Source organism: Actinotalea solisilvae, from assembly GCF_016464425.1.
GTDB classification, from domain to species: domain Bacteria; phylum Actinomycetota; class Actinomycetes; order Actinomycetales; family Cellulomonadaceae; genus Actinotalea; species Actinotalea solisilvae.
The window spans coordinates 56,967-76,156 of sequence record NZ_JADDKQ010000024.1 but is presented as its reverse complement, the minus strand read 5'-3'; the positions used below and the strand labels follow the sequence as shown (position 1 = coordinate 76,156).

The window sequence follows — 19,190 nt, the reverse complement described above, 5'->3', positions numbered from 1 at the left end:
TCGTCCTGCACAGACAACGTCGGCGGGGGCCGTCGCGGTTGGGGTCGCGCCTCAGCCGGCGCGCCCGCTCACCGGACGGCGCCTGCGCTCACTCGACCACACCCTGCCGCGTGGGCTTCGGCCGCGACGCGGCCCTCGCCGCGCGACGCGCCTCGCGCTCGGCCCGGCGCCGCGCACGCAGCGAGCGCGTCGAGTAGCGCGCGCGCAGGCGCTGGCCCCCCGGGACGGCTGCCTGCATCGCGCGCACCGTCGCGTCCACCTGCGCCCAGTAGGCCTCGACCTGCTGCGGGGTCGGCTCGCCCGGCCCGAAGACGATCGCGTCCGCGCCCGCGGCGAGGCCCGCGACCGGGCCGCCGACGCCCGCCGCGCGGCGGCCGCGCAGGTCGGCGGGCGCCGCGTCCTTGCCGGTGGCGGCGAAGGCGGTCGCCAGGTGCACCGCGGTCTCGCGCCGCGTCGCGAGGTCCGGCGGCGGCCGGCGCAGGTCCCTCGCCTCGTCGAGGACCTCCTCCCAGCCCCCGACGACGCGGCCCACCGGCGGGCCCTCCGTGCGCCGGCGCGACCGGCGCCGCCCCTTGGCGACGGCGATGACGACGAAGGGCGCGAGCAGGAGCAGGGTCGGGACGAGGACCGAGCCGGCGAGGACGAGCACGGGCAGCCACAGGTTCGGCGGCGGCGGGACGTCGAGCGGCGAGTCGGTGCGCGGCTGCTCGGTGTCGTCGTCGGGCGGCGTCACCGGGTCCTGCGGCGGGGGCGGCGGCTGGACGACCTGGGGCTGCGGCTCCGACTGCTCCTGCGGCGTGTCCTCGCGCGGGGTCTTGGACTCGTCGGGCGTCGGGAAGAACGGCACCCAGCCGTGGCCCGCGAAGCTGATCTCGACCCAGGCCTGGATGTCGGCGCCCGTGATCGTCACGGGCTCCCCGGCGGCGGGCGCGCCCTCGTCCGCGGACGCCCCGTCCCCCGCGCCGTCCTCGCCGTCCGCGTCGCCGCCGCCCGGCACGAAGCCCAGCACGACGCGCGCGGGGAGCCCCATCTGGCGCGCCATGAGGGCCATCGCCGAGGCGTACTGCTCGCCGTCGCCGACCATGAGGTCGTCGGTGAGGAGGGTGGTGACGCGGTCCGCGCCGTGCCCGGAGAGCGACGGGTAGTCGCCGGACTCCGTGATCCCGTGGCTGAACCAGCCGCGCTCGACGAGGCCCTGCTCGAGCGTGCGCGCGATGAGGACCGGGGACGACGCCGTGCCGGCGAGCTCGCCCGCGAAGAGCGGGACCGCCTCGGGGACCGCCTGCGGCTCGGGCAGCCGCACGGAGCCGACGGACGCCGAGCCGATCTCCTCGTCCTCGGGCACGGAGGGCACGACCACCTCGGCCGTCCACCGCGTCCCGGCCGGGATGCCGTCGGCGAGCACCGCCGTGCCGGTCGCGTCGTTGTAGCGCAGGTCGCCGGACAGCTCGAGCGCGTCGGGCCCCTGGAAGTCGAACCGCTCGCTGTACCCGACGGTCGGCAGCCACACCGACGGGAGCTGGTGCACCTCGACCTCGACCTCGGTCCGCTCGCCGCGCACCGACGTCGTGATCGTCTCGCCGACGCGGCGGAACTGGCCCGAGCCCTCGGCCGACTCGGACCCCGCGACGTTCCACACGACGCCGTCGAACGCGTCCATGGTCGCCAGCCGCACGGGCGTGCCCGCGGGCAGGCCCGTGACCGTGACGAGGTCGGTGTCCTCCCACTCCTTGACGAACTCCCGGAAGCCCGACAGCGGGCTCGGGTGGTCCTCGGGGTCGAACGGCGGGACGAGCTCGTCGCGCAGCACGAACCGCGGGCGGTCCTGCCCCAGGAGCGGGCCGGCGAGCGCGCCGCTCGCGACGACCACCGCGGCCATGACGGCGAGCGAGACGAGGCGGCGCGGCGCGAGCGTGCCGCGACGGTGGGCGACCCACGGCGCGAGCAGCAGCACCAGGGCGACGCCGGCCGCCACGGGCGCCACCGTCTGCTTGGTGCCGAGCAGGACGGCGAGGCCGAGCACGAGGAGCGGCGCGAGGGCGGCCCACGCGCCCTGCCGAGGGCTCGTCCGGCGCGCGACGCCCACGCCGAGCGCGGTCGCGGCGAAGCCGAGCAGGTAGGGCGCGACGAGCAGGTTGCCGCTGCCGCCGAGCGACGGGTCGAGCGTGAGCACCTGCTTCCAGACCGTGACCGCGCCGCTGAGCAGCAGGACCAGCGAGTCGACCGACGGCACGACCCCGAGGACGGTCGTCGTCGGGGCGGCGAGCGCGCCGCCCGCGAGCAGGTAGACGGTGATGGCGACCCCGGCCGTGACCAGCACGCCCCAGCGGCGGCCGGCCGCGACGAGCGCGGTGCCGGAGCCGAGCAGGACGCCGCCCACGATGGGCGGCAGCGCCGCGCGCAGCCCGTAGACGGGGACGAGCGGCAGCAGCGCGAGCGCCGTCGTGAGCGCGATCACCGCGGCGTCGACGAGGGGGTGGGTGCCCTGCCGCCGCAGCGCCCGCGCGCGCGGCTCGGCCGGGCGCGAGCGCTCGCGGCGCGGCGCGGGGGCCTCGAGGGTCGCGGTCATCCGGCCACCACCCGGCGGAGCACGCGCGGCAGCTCGGCGAGCGACCCCACCTGCGCGAGGGACAGCGCGCCGTGCGAGAGCACCTCGACGTCGCCGCCGCGCGCGCACGACAGCACGAGCGTCCGCACGCCCACGGGGATGTGGACCGCGGAGGCCCGCAGCTCGCCGCGGGTGGGCACCGAGCCGGTCACGAGGATGGCGACCGAGGCGTCGGCGGCCTCGCGCGCGACCCACTGCGCGAGCCGGTCGCTGCCGCGGCCCTCGCCCGACGCCTCGAGGCCCGAGCAGTCGTCGAGCAGGCGGGGCGGGTTCTCGGTGCGCAGGGCGCCCACGCCGGCGAGCACCGTGAGGTCACGCTCGTCGCGCAGGGCCTGCACGCCGATGGAGGCCGCGGCCGCGACCGCGAGCTCGAACTCCTCGGCGCTCGCGTAGTCGGCGGTCGACGTCGAGAGCGCGATCGCGGTGTGGGTCCGCCGCGTGTCCTCGAACTGGCGGACCATGAGCGTGCCGATGCGCGCCGACGTCTTCCAGTGGATGTGGCGGCGGTCGTCGCCCGGGACGTAGTCGCGCAGGGCGTGGAAGGACATGTCCGAGTCCGAGACCACGCGCGTCGCCTGGCCCTCGAGGTCGCGCAGCACGCCGGACGCCGCGCCCGCGAGCGAGACGAGCTCGGGGTGGACGTACAGGTCGACCGGGTCGGTCCAGCGCACGCGGCGCCGCATGAGCCCGAGCGGGTCGCCGCGCACGGACCGCACCGGCCCGACGACGACGACGGCGCGCCGCGTCGTCGGGATCGCGAACACGTCCTCGTGGACGGCGTCCGGTCCCAGCGAGGGCAGGTGGAAGTCGGCCGCGCCCCGGCCGACCGGCAGCTCGATCTGGGCCGGCAGCAGCCGGCGTCGGGACGTGTTGCGCACGACGAGCCGCCCGACGGCGCGCTTGCCCACGGTCACGCGGTTGTCCGAGAGCTCGAGCTCGACGGCGTAGGTGGACCGGCCGAGCGTGAGGAGGATCGAGACCGCGACGGCCGCGGCGAGCGCCGTCGCGACCACGGTGAGCTCGACCCAGCCCAGCCACCAGCCGCCGACGCCCAGCACGACGGCGCACGCGAGCGCCGCCCAGCCGAGCGGCGAGACGGGGTGCAGGGCGCGGGCGACGAGGCGCCCGACGGGTCGGAGCAGGCGCACGTCAGACCCGGGCCGCCGGCGGGGGCGTCTCGGCGAGGATCCGGCCGACGACCTGCGTCGAGGTCACGCCCGCGAACTCCGCCTCGGTGTCGAGGATGACGCGGTGGGCGAGGACCGGCTCCGCGAGGAGCTTGACGTCGTCGGGGATGACGTAGGTCCGGCCCTGCGACGCGGCCCACACCTTGCCGCACCGGACGAGCGCGAGGGACCCGCGCATGCTCGCGCCCAGCGCGGTCTGGGCGTCGTCCCGCGTGGCCTGCGTGAGGCGCGCGACGTAGTCGAGCACGGCCGCGTCCGTGTGCACGGTCGAGGCGAGCTGGGCCATCTCGCCCACGGCACTCGTGGTGATCTTGGCGGTGAGGTGCGCCGTGCGGTCGCGCTCGGCCGAGCCGGCGAGGATCTCGACGGTCGAGTCGTGGTCGGGGTAGCCGAGCGACGTCTTCATGAGGAAGCGGTCGAGCTGCGCCTCGGGCAGCCGGTAGGTGCCCGCCTGCTCGATCGGGTTCTGCGTCGCGATGACCATGAACGGGCGCCCGACCGAGTGCGACACCTTGTCCACCGTGACGCGCGACTCCTCCATGACCTCGAGCAGCGCCGACTGCGTCTTGGGCGACGCCCGGTTGATCTCGTCGGCGAGCACGACCGAGGCGAACACGGGGCCCTGGTGGAACTCGAACCGGTGCGTGTTCTGGTCGTAGATCGTCACGCCCGTGACGTCCGAGGGCAGCAGGTCCGGGGTGAACTGGATCCGGCTGTGCGTGCCCTGGACGGTCGCCGCGAGCGCCTTGGCGAGCATCGTCTTGCCCGTGCCGGGCGCGTCCTCGAGGAGCAGGTGGCCCTCGGCGAGCATGCAGGTCAGGGCGAGGCGGACCGCGTGGTCCTTGCCCAGGACCGCCTGGCCCACGTTGGCGACCAGGGCGTCGAAGGTCTCGGCGAACCAGGCGCTCTGCTCGGGGCTCATCGTCACGTGCGTCTCCTCCTCGGGGTGGTGCGGGTCGGTGGGCCGCTGCGGGGCGGGCCGGGGTCGGGCGGTGGTGCGCCGGGCGCTGTGCCGACGTCAGCCGGCGTCAGCCGGCGTCAGCCGCCGCCGGCGGGCGGCGGGGGCGGGGGTGGCACCGGGACGTTGCGCTCGACGGTCACCTCGCCGCTCACGCCGATCTCGTTGACGGCGCGGAGCAGCACCTGGACGCGGCCGCCGCGCTGCTGGACGGTGTCCGGGATCGTGAACGCGCCGGCGTTGAGGGCCTCGGCGCAGTCGCCCCAGCCGGTCCAGTCCCCGTACTCGATCCGGTCGGGGTTCTGGGGACGCGGGTCGGCGTACCCGGTGCGGTAGGACACCTGGTAGCAGACCGTCCGGTTGCCCGTGCTGCTGGGCGCCTGCCACGACACCGAGAACCGCGTCGGCGCCGCGTCCTGGTCGAAGCCGATGCCGGCCTGCCGGGGCTCGGTCGGCGGGGTGTAGACCTCCGACCAGGCGGTGTTCGTCGGCTGGCCGCAGCCCTCGGAGTTGCAGGCCCGGACGGCGAACGCGTGCGAGCCGGCGCTCAGCCCGTCGACCCGGTAGCCGACGTGGCTGCGCCAGGCGGCGCCGTCCACCTGGAGCTCGAACCTGCCGTCGTTGCCGCCGGCCCAGTCCGGGTCGGCGAACTGCAGGCGCACGGCGCCGTCGCCGTCGGGCGCGGCGCTGAGCGTGCCCGGGGCGGAGGGGACCGTCGCGTACGGCACCTCGAGCTCGCCGGACCACGGCCCCCAGTCGGCCTTGTTCCGGGCGCGCACCTGGAAGTAGTACGTGCCGGGCCCGGCCGGGTCGACGACGTGGACGTTGCGCCCCGTCGGCGCCCGGACCTCGCCCCGGTTGACCCGGATCTCGTACTGCGCGATCGCGTCGCCGTTGCTCGCCGGGTCGTCCCAGTACACCTCGAGGCGCCCGCCGCCGAAGATCGTCTGGCCGAACCGCTGCGCGCGGAGCACGGGCGCGTCCGGCGGGGCCGCCGGCACCTGGGCCGCCGACGGCGCGCTCCAGTCACCCGGCTCGGGCGCGAGGTTCACGGCGCGCACGCGCACCGTGTACGCGGTCCCGTTCGCCAGGCCCTGGAACGTGTACGACGTCGCCGGCGTCGAGACGGTCGCCACGCCCGAGGGCGGGGCGGGGCTGATCTCGAGGTCGTACTTGACGATCGGCGAGCCCGGGTTCTGCGGCGCGGTCCAGGCGACCGTGAGGGACGCGTTGCCCCACTGCGCCTGCGGCACCGCGGGCGCGAACGGCTTCGCGTCCGGGCGTGCCGGGGGCGACGGCGGGCTGGGGTCGGACCAGTTGACCGCGTTCTTCGCCATGACCGTGAACGTGTACTCGACGTTGTTCGTGAGGTTGCCCACGGTGCACGTCGTGCTCGCGCACTCGGTGACGACGTTGCCGGGCTGCGCCGTGAGGCGGTAGCCGGTGATGGGCTCGCCGTTGTTGGCGGGCGCGTCCCACGCGAGCACGACGGTGCGGTCGCGCACCTCGACGGTGCGCGGCGCCACGGGCTGCGACGGGCGGCCGCGGACGACGACCGTGATCCGTCCCTCGACCTCCCGGTCCGGGTCGCCCGTGGCGTCCCGGACGCGGTAGCGCGTGACCATCTGGCCGATGAAGCCGGCGGCCGGCCGCACGGTGACCTGCGAGCCCGAGACCGACGCCGTGCCGGCGCCGGGCGTCTCGACGACCGCGTCGACGACCGTGAGGAGCTGGTCGGGGAACGGGTTGAACGCGCCGTCGAGCACCGAGACCGTGGAGGCGCCGCCCTCGACGCCGTCGGGCACGAGGCGGTCGACGACGCGCGCGAGGGGTCGCGACGAGGCCGTGACCCGGAAGTCCACCTGACCCGCCACGGACGCGTCGACGCCGTAGCCGATCTGCAGGCCGACGCCGCCGATGGTGCCCTTGGGCACGGTCGGCGCGGCGCTCAGCGTCAGGACGGTGCCCGAGACGGTCGCCGTCACGCCGAGCGGCGGCTCGGACGTCGTCGTGTACGTGTACGTGACGGCGCCAGCCGCCGTGCCGACGGTCGACGTGAACGCGGTGAGGTCCACACGCGTCGACTCGCCCGGGGCCACCTCGAGCACCGACGGCGCGAACGTCGGCGGGTAGTCCTCCGCCGCGAGCACCGTGATGGGCAGCGTCATGACCTTGCGCCGCACGTCGAGGTCGCTCGACGTGCCGTCGGTGACCTCGAACGAGATCGACGCCGGACCCGCGTAGTCGCGCTGCGCGGTGTAGGTGAGCGTGCGCTCGTCGACGACGAGCGGGGTGCCGTCGGACTTCGTCGCCGTGACCGTCGCGACGTCCTCGATCCGCGGCGAGCGCCCGGGCGCCACCTGGATCTGCTCGTCCAGCACGATCCGCAGCGGCTCGCCGGCGACGACGCGCAGCTCGGGTGCGCCCGGCCGCGGGATCGGCGGGAAGTCGCCGAGCGCAGGCACCGTGATGAAGGCGAAGGCGTGGACGCCACCGGCCTGCGGGTTGGTGTTGGTGAGCACGTAGGGCAGCGTCTGCGCCGTCTCGCCGAGCGTGACGACGACCTCGCCGTCGACGACGGTCGCGACGTCCGCGGCGCTCGGGTGCACCGAGACCTCGAGGTCCGTCAGCGGTCCCGACGGGTTCTCCGCCTCGGCCATGACGTCGACGCGGACCTCGGTCTTGTTGATGGTGTCGGTCGCGGGCACGACGACGTCGCGCGCCTTGGGCGGCAGGATCGCCGCGTCGTCGCGCACGTCGACGGTGAGCACCGCGGTGCCGGCGCCGCCGCGCGCGTTGCGCGCGGTGTAGGAGATCTGCAGGACGCCGACCTGGTCGGGCGTGCGCACGACGACGCGCCGGCCCTGCACCTCGGCGTCGACGTCGTCGGCCATGACGAGCTCGGGGTCGAGCACGAGCTCGCCGCCGCCCGTGTCGACGTCGTTGGCGAGCACGCGGACCTCGACCGTCTGCCCGGGGCGCACGGTCACGTCGTCGTTGCGGCTGACGACGTCGGCCGACGTCGTCGGCCGGGGCGCGATGCCGACCTGGACCGTGGCGACCGCGCGCTGGCCGACCCAGTCCTCGACGGCGTAGGTGAACGTGTCGGTGCCGGACTCGCCCGGGAGCGCCTCGTACTCGAGCCAGTCGGCGCCCTGGTCGACGATCCGGCCCTTGGTGGGCGCGCGGTCGACGCCCAGGAGCAGGACACCGTCGCCGTCGGGGTCGATGCCCGTGAGCGGCACGTCGATGCGGACCGTCTCCGCCGCGAACACGCGGGCCGTGAGCGGCTGCGGGCGCGGCGGGGCCTTCGACGCCGCGTCGGACGCGTGGACGGTGACCGTGACGGTCGCGGCCGTGACGTTGTCCACCGCGTCGCGCACGTTGAACGTCGCGTGCGCCTCGAGCGGCCGGTCCGGGGCGCGGTAGCGCAGGGTGTCGCCCGAGACGAACAGGAGGCCCTCGCCCTCGCCGAGCGGCTCGGGCAGGTCGGGCAGGAGCTCGAGGGCGTCGCCGTCGGGGTCGTAGGCGCCCTCGAGCGCCGGGATGGTCACGACCCCGCCCGTGCGCACCGACACGCTGACGTTCGGCACCACCGGCGGCTGCTGCGTCACGGAGGCCGGCACGGGGAGCACGAGCACCTCGCCCGTGGCCTGCGCGGTGCCGTTGTGGATCGTGTACCGCACCGTCGCCGGGCCCTCGAGCACGCGCGTCGAGTCGATGCGCAGGAGGCGGTGCTCGAGCACCGCCACGCGCAGGCCCGTGGCCTCCGGGACCTCGACGGACTGCACGACGAGCACGCCTCCGCCGGGGTCGACGTCGTTGGCGAGCGGGTCGATCGTCACCTCGCCGCCGGGCGGCAGGAGCGCGCGGTCGAGCACCGCGACCGGCGGGGGCGTGACCTCGGGGCGCTCGCGGACGTCGATCCGCGCGACGCCCTCGACCTGCTGCGGCGACGCGGCCACGAGGAAGGTCACGTAGTAGACGCCCGCGTTGGGCGCGGTGAACGTGAAGGTGCCGGCCTCGAGGTCGCTCGCGAGGGTCGCCCCCTGGAGCTCCTCGACGCCCGCGAGGCGCACGGGCTCGCGCGACGAGCTGCGCACGCTGTCGAGCGGCCGGACGACGACCGGCTGGTCCACGTACGTCACGGCGTGCACCGGGTCGATGGTGGGCGCGACGGCGCCCGTGGGCCGCACGTCGACGAAGAGGGTGCCCTCGACCGTCTCGGTCCCGTCGGACACCTGCACCGCGACCGTCTGGCGGCCGAGGGAGCCGCCGTCGGACTGGAACGTCAGCTCGCCGTCCTGGCGCGTGCGCACCTGGCCGCCGCCGTCGGCCGCACCCCACGCGAGGATGAGGGGGTCGCCGTCCGGGTCGCGGAAGTCGGGCAGCACGTCGTAGGTGATCGAGCCGCCCTGCTCGACGGTGACGGAGCTGACGCGCACCTGCTCGGGGGCGCCGTTCTCGCCCGGGTCGCGCACCACGAGGCGCACCGTCGCGGTCGACGGCGCCGCCGTGCCGCGGCCGTCGTCGATCGTGTACGTGAACTCCGCCGTCCCGGTCGCCTCGGGCAGGGTCGTGAGCTGGAACGAGCGGCCGCCGTAGATCGGCACGACGACGCCGAAGTCCTCGGGCAGCGGGTCGAACTCGCTCACCGCGAGGATCCCGCAGTCGGACGAGGAGTCGTTGTCGATGACGGACAGGATCGTCGTGCGCCCCGGGCGCACGCCGTACTCGTCGTCCTCCGCGGTGGGCGCGGACGACTGCGCGGTGCACTCGGCCTGGAGGTTCTGCGTGCTGTCCCGGCTCTCCGACTGCTCGTCGTCCTGCTGCGTCTCCTCCTGCGGCTCGATGTCCTGCCAGTTCGGCTCGCGCAGCTCGGGGTCCTCGAGCGGGACCCACAGCCGGCCGTTGAGCGTGTCGTTGAGGACGACCACGTCGCGGTTCACCCGGAACACGAGCCGGTCGGTCGTCGTCATGCCCTCGAGGTCGAGGCGGCCCACCTCGCCGTCGCACACCTGGACGTAGCTGCCCGTGCCGCTCGCCCACGCGCCGTGGGCGCACGCGCCGACGCGGACGGGCGCGGCCGGGCGGCCCGTGCCGCCCGACTCGTGCTCGCGCACGTCGCCGCCGTCGAGCGGCACCTCGAGCAGCGCTGTCGGCGTGGCCACGAGGACGACGTCGGACCGGGGGCCGGGCTGCTGCAGCACGAGCTCGGAGCCGAGCTCGCCGAGGTCGGTCGAGCCCGACGGCGTGTGCACGGTGCGGCCCGAGAGCGCGACGAGCACGTCGCCGACGGCGGTGACCTGCTGGAACCCGCCCGAGGGCTCGCCCTGGAGCCGGCCGGCCTCGGCGCTCGTGACCTCGGTGTCGGTCACGGTGGCGCGGTGCAGCGTGCCGTCCCCCTCGGCCGCGAGCACGTCCCCGCCCCGGGCGACGACGGCCACGCCGCCGCCCCCGAGCTCGAGGTCCGGGTCCTGCGACTCGGTGCTCAGCGTGCCGAGCGTGGGCATAGTGCGCGCCCAGACGTCGCCGTCGGCGTTCACCGCGACGGTCCCGTCCGCCATGGTCACGCCCGAGCCGAAGGGCACCGTGACCTGGGCCGTGAGCGTGACGCTGGCCGCGTCCACGAGGGACGCCTTGCCGTTCTCGGTGAGCAGGACGTCGCCCTCGTCCTGGAGGACGTCGAACTCGAGCGCCTGCGTGACGAGCCCCGCGTTGAGCTCCTCGATCTGGGCGTTGTAGCGGCCGAGCTTGCGCTCGGAGGTGTTGGTGAGCCAGACCGAGCCGTCGTTGAGGTCGACCTGGGCGACGGGCACGCCGGGGTGCACGATCGCGAGCACGGCCACGGTGACGGGCACGGCGGAGGCGGCGACGGTGGTCAGCCACCGTCGCCGGGGCGAGCGCACCGACGTGCGCGCCGCGCTGCGGACCGTCCCGCTCACCTGCCGCTCACCCCTGTCCCCCTGCTGGTCGTCCCGCCGGCACCCGGCCGTCCCCCGCTCTCCCGGATCGCCCGGCCCACGCTGCTCATCCCTGCACGCACGCGACCGCCGGGTTGGTCGAGAAGCGGCCGTCCGTGCGCACGATCGACACCTCGATGCACAGCTGCTCGCCCGGGACGACCTCCGTGACGGTGACCGTCTCGGTGTCCACGAGCTCGAGCTGCGGCTCGGTGCCGGCGAGCGACAGCCCCCACAGGTAGCTGTCGCCCTCCTCCGGGTCCGGATTCTCCCAGGTGAAGACGGCCGCCCCGTCCCGCAGGGCGCCCTCGAGCTCCGCGGGCGCCGGGACGGCGCGGATGGCGGGCATCGACGGCGTCGGCGTCGCGGTGGGCTCGGGTTCGGCGTCGGGCCGGAAGGCGAGCAGCCCGCCGGCCACGAGCGCGCCGACGACGACGACGGCGCCCAGGGAACCGGCGACGACGCGTCCGGCGCGGCGCGGCGCCGGCTCGGGCTCGGGCTCGGGCGCCGCGGGTGCCTGCCAGTGCTCGGGGACGCCGGTCCCGCCGGTCGGTCCCTGCGGCGGGCCCGCCGCCGCGGCGGGGTCGGGCCGCCAGGGCTCGTCCGGGCCGGGGGCCGTGGCGCCGAGCGGGCCCGGCGGGGCCTGCCGGGGGAACTGGGGAGCGGGGCCGGGGATCCCCGCCACCACGGGCGCGCCGGACGTGGGCTGGGGGCTCGCGGGGCCGTCCGGGGAGACGCTCTGCACCGGCCGCAGGCGCGTGGCCTGCGCGTCGGCGGGGTCCTCGGCGTCGGCCGTCGGGGGCGCGACCTCCTCGGGCAGGTCGAGCGGGGTGAGCGGCAGCATGAGCTCCGCCTCGACCTGCTGCAGGGCGCGCGCGAACGCCAGCGCGCTGTGGTGACGGCGCTCGGGCGTGCGGTCCATGCCGCGGGCGAGGACGGCGTGGAGGCTCTCGGGGACGTCGCCGCGGCCCGTGGGCGCCAGGACGCCGCGCTCGATGCGCGCGATGAGGTCGGCCGCCGTGTTGGTGCCGTCGGCGACCTCGAAGGGCGACCGGCGCGCGAGGAGCGAGTAGATCGTGGCCGCGAGGGAGTAGACGTCGGCCCGGACGTCGCCGTGCGGCTCCTCGGCGAGCAGCTCGGGGGGCGACCACGGGATCGACATGCCGACGGCGCTGCCCTGGCTCCAGCCGGTCGTCGCCGCGATCCCGAAGTCGGTGAGCGCGGGCCAGCCGAAGTCCGTGATGAGCACGTTCGCGGGCTTGATGTCGCGGTGCAGGATGCCCGCGCGGTGAGCCGTCTCGACCGCGGACGCGAGGCGGATGCCGATGCGGAGCACCTCGGCGACGCCCATCCGCTCGGAGCGGTAGCGCTGGCCGAGGCCGGGGCGCGAGCAGTACTCCATGACCAGGAAGGGGCGCCCGTCGGCGGCGACGTCGGCCTGGTAGATCGTGACGATCGAGGGGTGGTGCGACAGCGTGGCCATGAGGTCGGCCTCGGTGCGGAACCGCGCGCGCACGTCGTCGCCGAGGTGGCTCGCCAGCAGCACCTTGACCGCGACCGAGCGGCGCGGCATCAGCTGCTGGTAGAGGAAGACGTCGGCGAAGCCGCCCATCCCCAGGAGCCGGACGGGCTCGTAGCCCGGGATGACGGGTGGTGTCGACGGCTCGCGCCGAGCTGTCACGTGCCGCGCTCCACGATGAAGGTCACGCCCTCGCCGAGGTCGACGACGACGCCGCCCTCGACGACGGTCGGCTCGCCCGGGTGCAGGCGCTGCGGGCCCTGGCCCTGGCGCAGCAGCAGAACGCCGTTGGTCGAGCGCAGGTCGGTGACGAGCACGTCCTCGCCGTCCATCCGGATCTCGCAGTGCGTGCGGGAGATGTCCTGGTTGGGGCTCGCGACCGTGACCAGGCGCGGGAGCTCGCTGTTGGAGACGCGCGAGACCTGCGGCGCGCGGCCGAGCAGCACGGGCCGGTTGAGCGAGACGACGAGCCCCGAGGACAGGTGGATCTTGGCGGGCGGCGGCGTCTGGGGCGCGGGCACGGCCAGCGCCGGGACGGCGTCGCCGGCCCAGTCGGGCAGCTGGCGGCGCAGCGCGACGACGTCCGAGCTGAGCACCGTGAGCCCGTCGTGGTCCTCCCCCGTCTCGGCGGGGGCCGCCTCGACCACCGGCTCGGCCGCGGTCGTGACGGGGGCCGGGGCGGGCGCCGCGGCGACCGGCGCGGGTGCGGGTGCGGGTGCGGGTGCGGGTGCGGGTGCGGGTGCGGGTGCGGGCGCGGGGGCCGGCGCAGGGGCCCCCGCGAGCGGGCCGACGTCGGCCGCGCCCGTCGCGCCGCCCGATCGCGGCGCCAGGGCGCCCGAGGGCTGCAGCAGCGTGTGCTCGAGCTCGCCGAGGTCCGTCTGCTCGCCCATCGGCGGGCGCGGGACGGGCAGGGCGTGGCGCCGCGCCGCGCGCGTGTCGGGCAGCGCCTCGTCCGCGAGGGCCTCGGGCTCCGGCTCCGGCTCCGGCTCCGGCTCGGGCTCGGGCTCGGGCTCCGGCTCCGGCTCCGGCTCGGGCTCCGGCTCCGGCTCCGGCTCCGGCTCCGGCTCGGGCTCCGGCTCCGGCTCCGGCTCCGGCTCCGGCTCCGGCTCGGGCTCCGGCTGGGGGACGGCGGGCGCGGCGGGCGCGGGCGTCGCCTCCTCCTCGGGGGCGAGCACGGCGGCGGGTACCGCCGTCACCAGGGCGCTGTCCGCGGGGGCTGACGCGGCCGGCACGTCGGCGCCGTCGACGTCGGCCTCGAGGAGCTGGACGCGCACACCCGCGGCGCGCACGACGGCCGCGAGCACGGGCAGGGCGCCGGCCGTGGGGGCGCCGGCGAGGCCGGGCGTGCGCACCGTCACGGCGTGCACGTCGGTGCGGATCTCCTCGGCCCAGGTCGAGACCTCGGCCCCGGTGGCCGTGCCGCCGCGCGGCCCGGTCATCTCGACCTCGACGTCGCCGCGCACGATCGTGTGGGCGCGACCGCCCTGGACGGAGACGAGCGCGAACGGCGGCAGGTCCGCGAGGCCCGCGCGGAGCAGCACCTGGAGCGGCGCGGTGATGCCGTCGCCGTCGCGCACCGCGGACCAGACGTCGGCGACCAGCGCGGGCTCGACGCTCGGCGGGAGCAGCGCGATCCGACCGTCGGCGACCACGGCGAACCACTCGCCCGGGGCGTAGAGGGGGACGATCATGACTGGACCTCCGGGCGCTGGCTGGTGGGGCGCGGGATGGTCGCCCCGTCGATCTCGTCGTCCCAGGCCTCTTCCGGGCCCGGCTCCGCGCCGGCCCGGTCGGGGGCGCGCACGGTGGTCTCCACGTCGGGGCTGTCGTTGGCCATGGCCACGTCGACCACGACGGCGCTGACGTTGTCCTTGCCACCGGCCTCGAGCGCCGCGGCGACGAGCTGCTGCGCGGCCTCCTGCGGGTCGGCCACGCTCTGGAGCACGGCCTGCAGCGCGTCGTCGTCGAGCTCCGAGGTCAGGCCGTCGGAGCAGATGAGCAGGCGGTCGGCCGTGCCGGCCGGGATGAGCCAGTAGTCCGGGTCCGGGTCGGCGCCCGTGCCGACGGCGCGGGTGATGACGTGGCGCTCGGGGTGGCCCACGGCCTCGTGGGGCGCGAGCTCGCCGGCGTCGATCATCTCCTGGACCACCGAGTGGTCGACGCTGATCTGCTCGAGCTCGCCGCCCGAGAGCCGGTAGACGCGCGAGTCGCCGATGTTGAAGACGAGCCAGTAGGACCCGCCGTCGTGCGCGGCGATCGCGACGCCCGCGATGGTGGTGCCGGCGGTGCTGCCGGCCGCGACGGTCTCCCGCAGGCGCGTCGCCGTGCGGTGGAAGCACTCGTGGACGTCGTCGGGCGTGGCGGACGTGCGGCCCGCGAGCTGCGAGAACTCCTCGACGGCCAGGCGGCTCGCGACGTCACCCGCGGCGTGGCCGCCCATGCCGTCGGCGACCATGAAGACGGGCGGGTACGCGAGTAGCGAGTCCTCGTTGAGGCTGCGCACTCTGCCGCGATCGGTCGCGGACCCCCAGGACGTGCGCACAACCCTCCCCGTCACCCCTCGGCGGGCTCGGACCCGCACGGACACCATGCTCCTGGACCATCGGCTCGTCCGCGGCCCGAGTTGAGCCGTTCGGGTGAACCAGATCCGCCGGACCCACGCGTGCGCCGCCGGCACCGCGCGGAGGCGGTCCGGGGCACCCGTGGATCAGGACGCGCGGTCCACCAGCGCCTGGGTGAAGGACACGAGCGCGTCCTTCACCGGACCCGCGGGCAGGGTACCCAGCGACGCGACGGCCTCGTCGGCGAGGCCCACCGCGCGGTCGCGGGTCTCCCCCACGACGGGGTGCGCGCGCAGGCCCCGCACGGCGGCGTCGAGGTCGGCGTCGTCCGTGAGGTCCGAGTCCAGCAGCGCCACGAGGTCGCGGTCCGCGGGGGTCGCGTCCGGACCGGCCGCGCGACGGCGGAGCAGCAGCGCGGGCATGGTCGGGACCTTCTCGCGCAGGTCGGTCCCGGGCGTCTTGCCGGTCTGGTCGCCCGCGGACGTGAGGTCGATGACGTCGTCGGCGAGCTGGAACGCGACGCCGACCTTCTCGCCGTACTCCACGAGCGTCTGGACCACGTCGGGCCGGCAGCCGGCGAACATCGCGCCGAACCGCGCGGAGGTCGCGATGAGCGACCCCGTCTTGTCCGAGAGCACCTGGAGGTAGTGCGCGACCGGGTCCGCGTCGGGCGCGGGGCCCACCGTCTCGTGGAGCTGGCCGAGGCACAGGCGCTCGAAGGTCGCGGCCTGGATCCGCACCGCCTCCGGGCCGAGGCCCGCGACGATGCCGGACGCCCGCGCGAAGAGCAGGTCACCCGTGAGGATCGCGACGTGGTTGCCCCACACCTCGTGCGCCGACGGCGCCCCGCGGCGCACGGGCGCCGAGTCCATGACGTCGTCGTGGTAGAGCGTCGCGAGGTGGGTGAGCTCGACGACGACCGCCGCGTCGATGACCTCGGGGCGCTGGCCCTCGCCGAGCTGGGCGGCGAGCAGCGTGAGCAGCGGGCGCAGGCGCTTGCCGCCCGCGTTGACGAGGTGGCGCGACGCCGTGTCGGCGAGGACGTCCGCGTGGGCGACGGCGCCGCGGAGCCGCTCCTCGACGAGCCCGAGCCGCTCGGTGAGCAGGTCGGCCAGCGCGGGGTCGGCCAGCGGCAGCGTCGTGGAGCTCACGGGACCAGCCGGGCGGCGTCCGCGAGCACGTCCAGCAGCGGCGACGGCAGCACCCCGAGCAGGATGGTGCCGACGACCCCCAGGCCGATCGCGACCGCGGTGAAGCCCTCGGAGCGCACGACCGTCGTCGCCTCGCCCGGCGTGCCCGCCGGGTCCGTGAAGAACATGAGCACGATGAGGCGGACGTAGAAGAAGACCGCCGCCGCCGAGACCAGCACGCCGACCACGACGAGCCAGGTGAGCCCGCCCTCGACCGCGGCCGAGAAGACGGCGAACTTCCCGGTGAAGCCCGCGGTGAGGGGGATGCCCGCGAAGGAGAGCAGGAAGAGCGCGAACGACGCGGCGAGCACCGGGTGGCGCTGACCGAGGCCGGACCACTGCGCGATGTGCGTCGCCTCGGCGACGACCGCCGAGCCGGGGCCGGCCGTGACCTCGCGCACCAGCGAGACGATCGCGAACGCGCCGATCGTCGCCAGGCCGTAGGCGAGCAGGTAGAAGAGCACCGACGAGATCCCCGACTGCGTGAGCGCGACGACGCCCACGAGGACGAAGCCCGCGTGCGCGATCGAGGAGTAGGCGAGCATGCGCTTGACGTCGGTCTGCACGATCGCGACCACGGTGCCGACCACCATGGTGATCACCGCCACGCCCCACAGCAGCGGCATGAGGTCCCACTCGAGCGGGGGCAGCACCACGTAGACGAGGCGCAGGATCGCGCCGAAGGCGGCGATCTTGGTGCACGCGGCCATGAAGCCGGTGACCGGCGTCGGCGCGCCCTGGTAGACGTCGGGCGTCCACGAGTGGAACGGCACCGCGCCGACCTTGAAGAGGAGGCCGACGAGGACGAGGACGACACCGGCGAGCAGCAGCCCGTCGAGGCCGTTGACCGTGCGCGTCGCGGCGGCGATGTCCGCGAGCCGCACCGAGCCGGCGAAGCCGTAGAGGAGCGCCGCGCCGAAGAGCATGAACGCCGAGGCGAACGCGCCGAGGAGGAAGTACTTCATCGACGCCTCCTGGCTGAACAGGCGGCGGCGACGCGCCATCCCGGACAGCAGGTACAGCGGCAGCGAGAGCACCTCGAGCGCGACGAAGAGCGTCAGCAGGTCGCCCGCGGCGGGGAAGATCATCATGCCGCCGAGCGCGAAGAGCACCAGCGGGTAGACCTCGGTCTGCGCGAGGCCCTTGCGGCGCGCGAGCTCCTCGTACTCCGACCCGGGCACGGCCGAGGCCGAGGGCGCGAACGCGTCCTCGCCCGACTCGGTGCGGTCCGCGACGACGAGCAGCGACACGAGGCCGAGCACCGCGAGCACGCCCCACAGGACGAGGGTCGGGCCGTCGAGCACCACCGAGCCGCCGAGCAGCGCCTCCCCGCCCGACGCCATGACGTCCCGCCAGAGCGCGGCGACCGCGACGACGGCGCCCGCGAGGGCGACGACCGCGAGCGCGAGCTGGGTCGCCCGGCGCGCGCGCTGCGGCACGAAGGCCTCGACGAGCACCCCGACCACCGCGGCCACGAGCACGATCACCACGGGCGCCAGCTGTCCCCAGGGGACCTCGGGTGCCACGAAGGCGGGGGTCACTGGTCGCTCCCGTCGTCGGAGGAATCGGAACTGCTGCCGGACGCGTCGTCGGACGCCTCGGCGGACGGCTGTGCCGCGTCGGCCCCCTCGAGCACGTCGGCGACCGTGACCGCGGCCGGCTCGCGCACGAGGTCCAGCGCCGGTCCGGGCACGAAGCCGAGCACGAGCATCGCGGCGATGAGCGGGCCCACGACCCACTTCTCGCGCGCCGAGAGGTCGGGCACGACCGACGCGTCGGCCCTGACCGGGCCGGTGAAGACGCGCTGGTAGGTGAGCAGGACGTACAGGGCGGCGAGCACGACGCCGAGCGTCGCCACGACCGCAGCCGGACGGTTGGCCTCGAAGGTCCCGACGAGCACGAGGAACTCGCTGACGAACGTGGACAGGCCCGGGAGCGAGAGCGCGGAGAGCCCGACGACGAGGAACGTCCCGGCGAGCACGGGGACGACCTTCTGCAGGCCGCCGAAGGCCGAGATCCGCGCCGTCCCGCGGCGCGCGACCAGGAAGCCCGCGAGCAGGAAGAGCCCGCCCGTGGAGAGGCCGTGGTTGACCATGTAGAGCGACGAGCCCTGGGTGCTCACCTCGGTGAAGGCGAAGATGCCGAGCACGATGAAGCCGAAGTGGCTCACCGACGTGTAGGCGATGAGGCGCATGAGGTCCTCCTGGCCGATGGCCAGGAGCGCGCCGTAGAGGATCGACACGACCGCGAGCACGATGATCGCGGGCGCGGCCCAGCGCGACGCCTCGGGGAAGAGCGGCAGGCAGAGCGTGAGCATGCCGAAGGTGCCGACCTTGTCGAGCACGCCGACGAGGAGCACGGACGTCCCCGCGGGCGCCTGCTCGGCGGCGTCGGGCAGCCAGGTGTGGACCGGCCACATCGGCGCCTTGATCGCGAAGGCGACGAAGAGCGCGAGGAAGAGCAGCCGCTCGGTCGTGACCGGCAGGTCGAGGCCCACGAGGTTCTCGACGAGGAAGCCCTCGGTGCCGCGCGGCCCCTGGAGGTAGAGCGCGATGACGCCCGCGAGCATGATCAGCCCGCCGACCAGCGAGAACAGGAGGAACTTCACCGCGGCGTAGCGGCGGCGCAGCCCCCCGAAGGCACCGATCATGAAGTAGACCGGGATGAGCATCGCCTCGAAGAGCACGTAGAAGAGGAACAGGTCGCGCGCCGCGAAGACGGCGACCATGAAGGCCTCGAGGACGAGCACGAGCGCCAGGTAGTGGCGGATCCGGTCGCCGCCGGTCGTGCCCGCCGCCACGGCGTCGACCGCGCCGGGCGCGGCCGGGTCGGTGCCCGCGGCGCCGACGACGGCGCCGGCCGGGACGGCGTCCGGGTGCTCGCGCCACGCCGCCAGGATGACGAGCGGCACCAGCAGCACCGACAGCAGGACGAGCGCGAGCCCGACGCCGTCGACGCCGAGCGCGTAGCTCACGCCGAAGGCCGGGATCCACGGGACCTGCTCGGAGAGCTGGTGCTCGCCCGCGCGCGTGACGTCGAACTGGAGCGCGGTGAGGACGCCGAGGGCGAGCACGACGAGCGAGACGGTGATCGCGATGGGCCGCGCGTGCCGGCGCGCGGCTCCGGGCAGGGCCCAGAGCACGGCGGCGCCGAGCAGCGGGACCACGACGAGCGTGGTCAGCCAGGGGAAGGTGTCGGTCATGG

At 75.5% G+C, this 19,190-nt stretch carries 10 protein-coding genes; all 10 read right to left on the bottom strand.

Annotated features, from left to right (window positions below):
* Positions 1-88 precede the first annotated feature (88 nt).
* Positions 89-2,569 carry a transglutaminase-like domain-containing protein gene (locus tag JIG38_RS17680; protein WP_199425043.1) on the bottom strand — a complete coding sequence of 827 codons (2,481 nt, stop codon included), beginning with the start codon at positions 2,567-2,569 and terminating at the stop codon, positions 89-91.
* Positions 2,566-3,756: a DUF58 domain-containing protein gene (locus JIG38_RS17675; protein WP_307845008.1), complete on the bottom strand. Its 1,191-nt coding sequence runs from the start codon at positions 3,754-3,756 to the stop codon at positions 2,566-2,568. The genes JIG38_RS17680 and JIG38_RS17675 overlap by 4 nt, the downstream gene beginning before the upstream one ends.
* Before the next feature lies 1 nt (position 3,757).
* A complete protein-coding gene (locus tag JIG38_RS17670; RefSeq protein ID WP_199425057.1) occupies positions 3,758-4,717 on the bottom strand; it encodes an AAA family ATPase in 960 nt (319 codons plus the stop codon).
* A gap of 116 nt (positions 4,718-4,833) precedes the next feature.
* Positions 4,834-10,698 carry an Ig-like domain-containing protein gene (locus JIG38_RS17665; RefSeq protein ID WP_199425042.1) on the bottom strand — a complete coding sequence of 1,955 codons (5,865 nt, stop codon included), beginning with the start codon at positions 10,696-10,698 and terminating at the stop codon, positions 4,834-4,836.
* An 85-nt stretch (positions 10,699-10,783) separates the two neighbouring features.
* Positions 10,784-12,397 carry a serine/threonine-protein kinase gene (locus tag JIG38_RS17660; RefSeq protein ID WP_199425041.1) on the bottom strand — a complete coding sequence of 538 codons (1,614 nt, stop codon included), beginning with the start codon at positions 12,395-12,397 and terminating at the stop codon, positions 10,784-10,786.
* Entirely contained in the window at positions 12,394-13,926 is a 1,533-nt protein-coding gene (locus tag JIG38_RS21155; RefSeq protein WP_199425040.1) for an FHA domain-containing protein, read from the bottom strand. Before JIG38_RS21155 ends, JIG38_RS17660 begins: the two co-directional genes overlap by 4 nt.
* Positions 13,923-14,738 (bottom strand): PP2C family protein-serine/threonine phosphatase, encoded by an 816-nt coding sequence (locus JIG38_RS17650; protein WP_307845007.1) that lies wholly within the window; start codon positions 14,736-14,738, stop codon positions 13,923-13,925. The genes JIG38_RS21155 and JIG38_RS17650 overlap by 4 nt, the downstream gene beginning before the upstream one ends.
* A 204-nt stretch (positions 14,739-14,942) precedes the next feature.
* The gene (locus tag JIG38_RS17645; RefSeq protein WP_199425038.1) at positions 14,943-15,947 is read right to left on the bottom strand and encodes a polyprenyl synthetase family protein; all 1,005 of its coding nucleotides are present in this window, start codon (positions 15,945-15,947) and stop codon (positions 14,943-14,945) included.
* Positions 15,944-17,527, bottom strand: coding sequence for an NADH-quinone oxidoreductase subunit NuoN (gene nuoN, locus JIG38_RS17640; RefSeq protein ID WP_199425037.1), 1,584 nt, complete (start codon positions 17,525-17,527; stop codon positions 15,944-15,946). The genes JIG38_RS17645 and nuoN overlap by 4 nt, the downstream gene beginning before the upstream one ends.
* Positions 17,524-19,188, bottom strand: a complete 1,665-nt coding sequence (locus tag JIG38_RS17635) for an NADH-quinone oxidoreductase subunit M (protein WP_199425036.1) — start codon at positions 19,186-19,188, stop codon at positions 17,524-17,526. Before JIG38_RS17635 ends, nuoN begins: the two co-directional genes overlap by 4 nt.
* Positions 19,189-19,190: the final 2 nt, after the last annotated feature.

Coding starts and splice junctions, on each gene's coding strand:
- JIG38_RS17670 (WP_199425057.1), bottom strand. CDS start 4,717: ATGAGCCCCGAGCAGAGCGCCTGGTTCGCCGAGACCTTCGACGCCCTG.
- JIG38_RS21155 (WP_199425040.1), bottom strand. CDS start 13,926: ATGATCGTCCCCCTCTACGCCCCGGGCGAGTGGTTCGCCGTGGTCGCC.
- JIG38_RS17635 (WP_199425036.1), bottom strand. CDS start 19,188: ATGACCGACACCTTCCCCTGGCTGACCACGCTCGTCGTGGTCCCGCTG.
- JIG38_RS17680 (WP_199425043.1), bottom strand. CDS start 2,569: ATGACCGCGACCCTCGAGGCCCCCGCGCCGCGCCGCGAGCGCTCGCGC.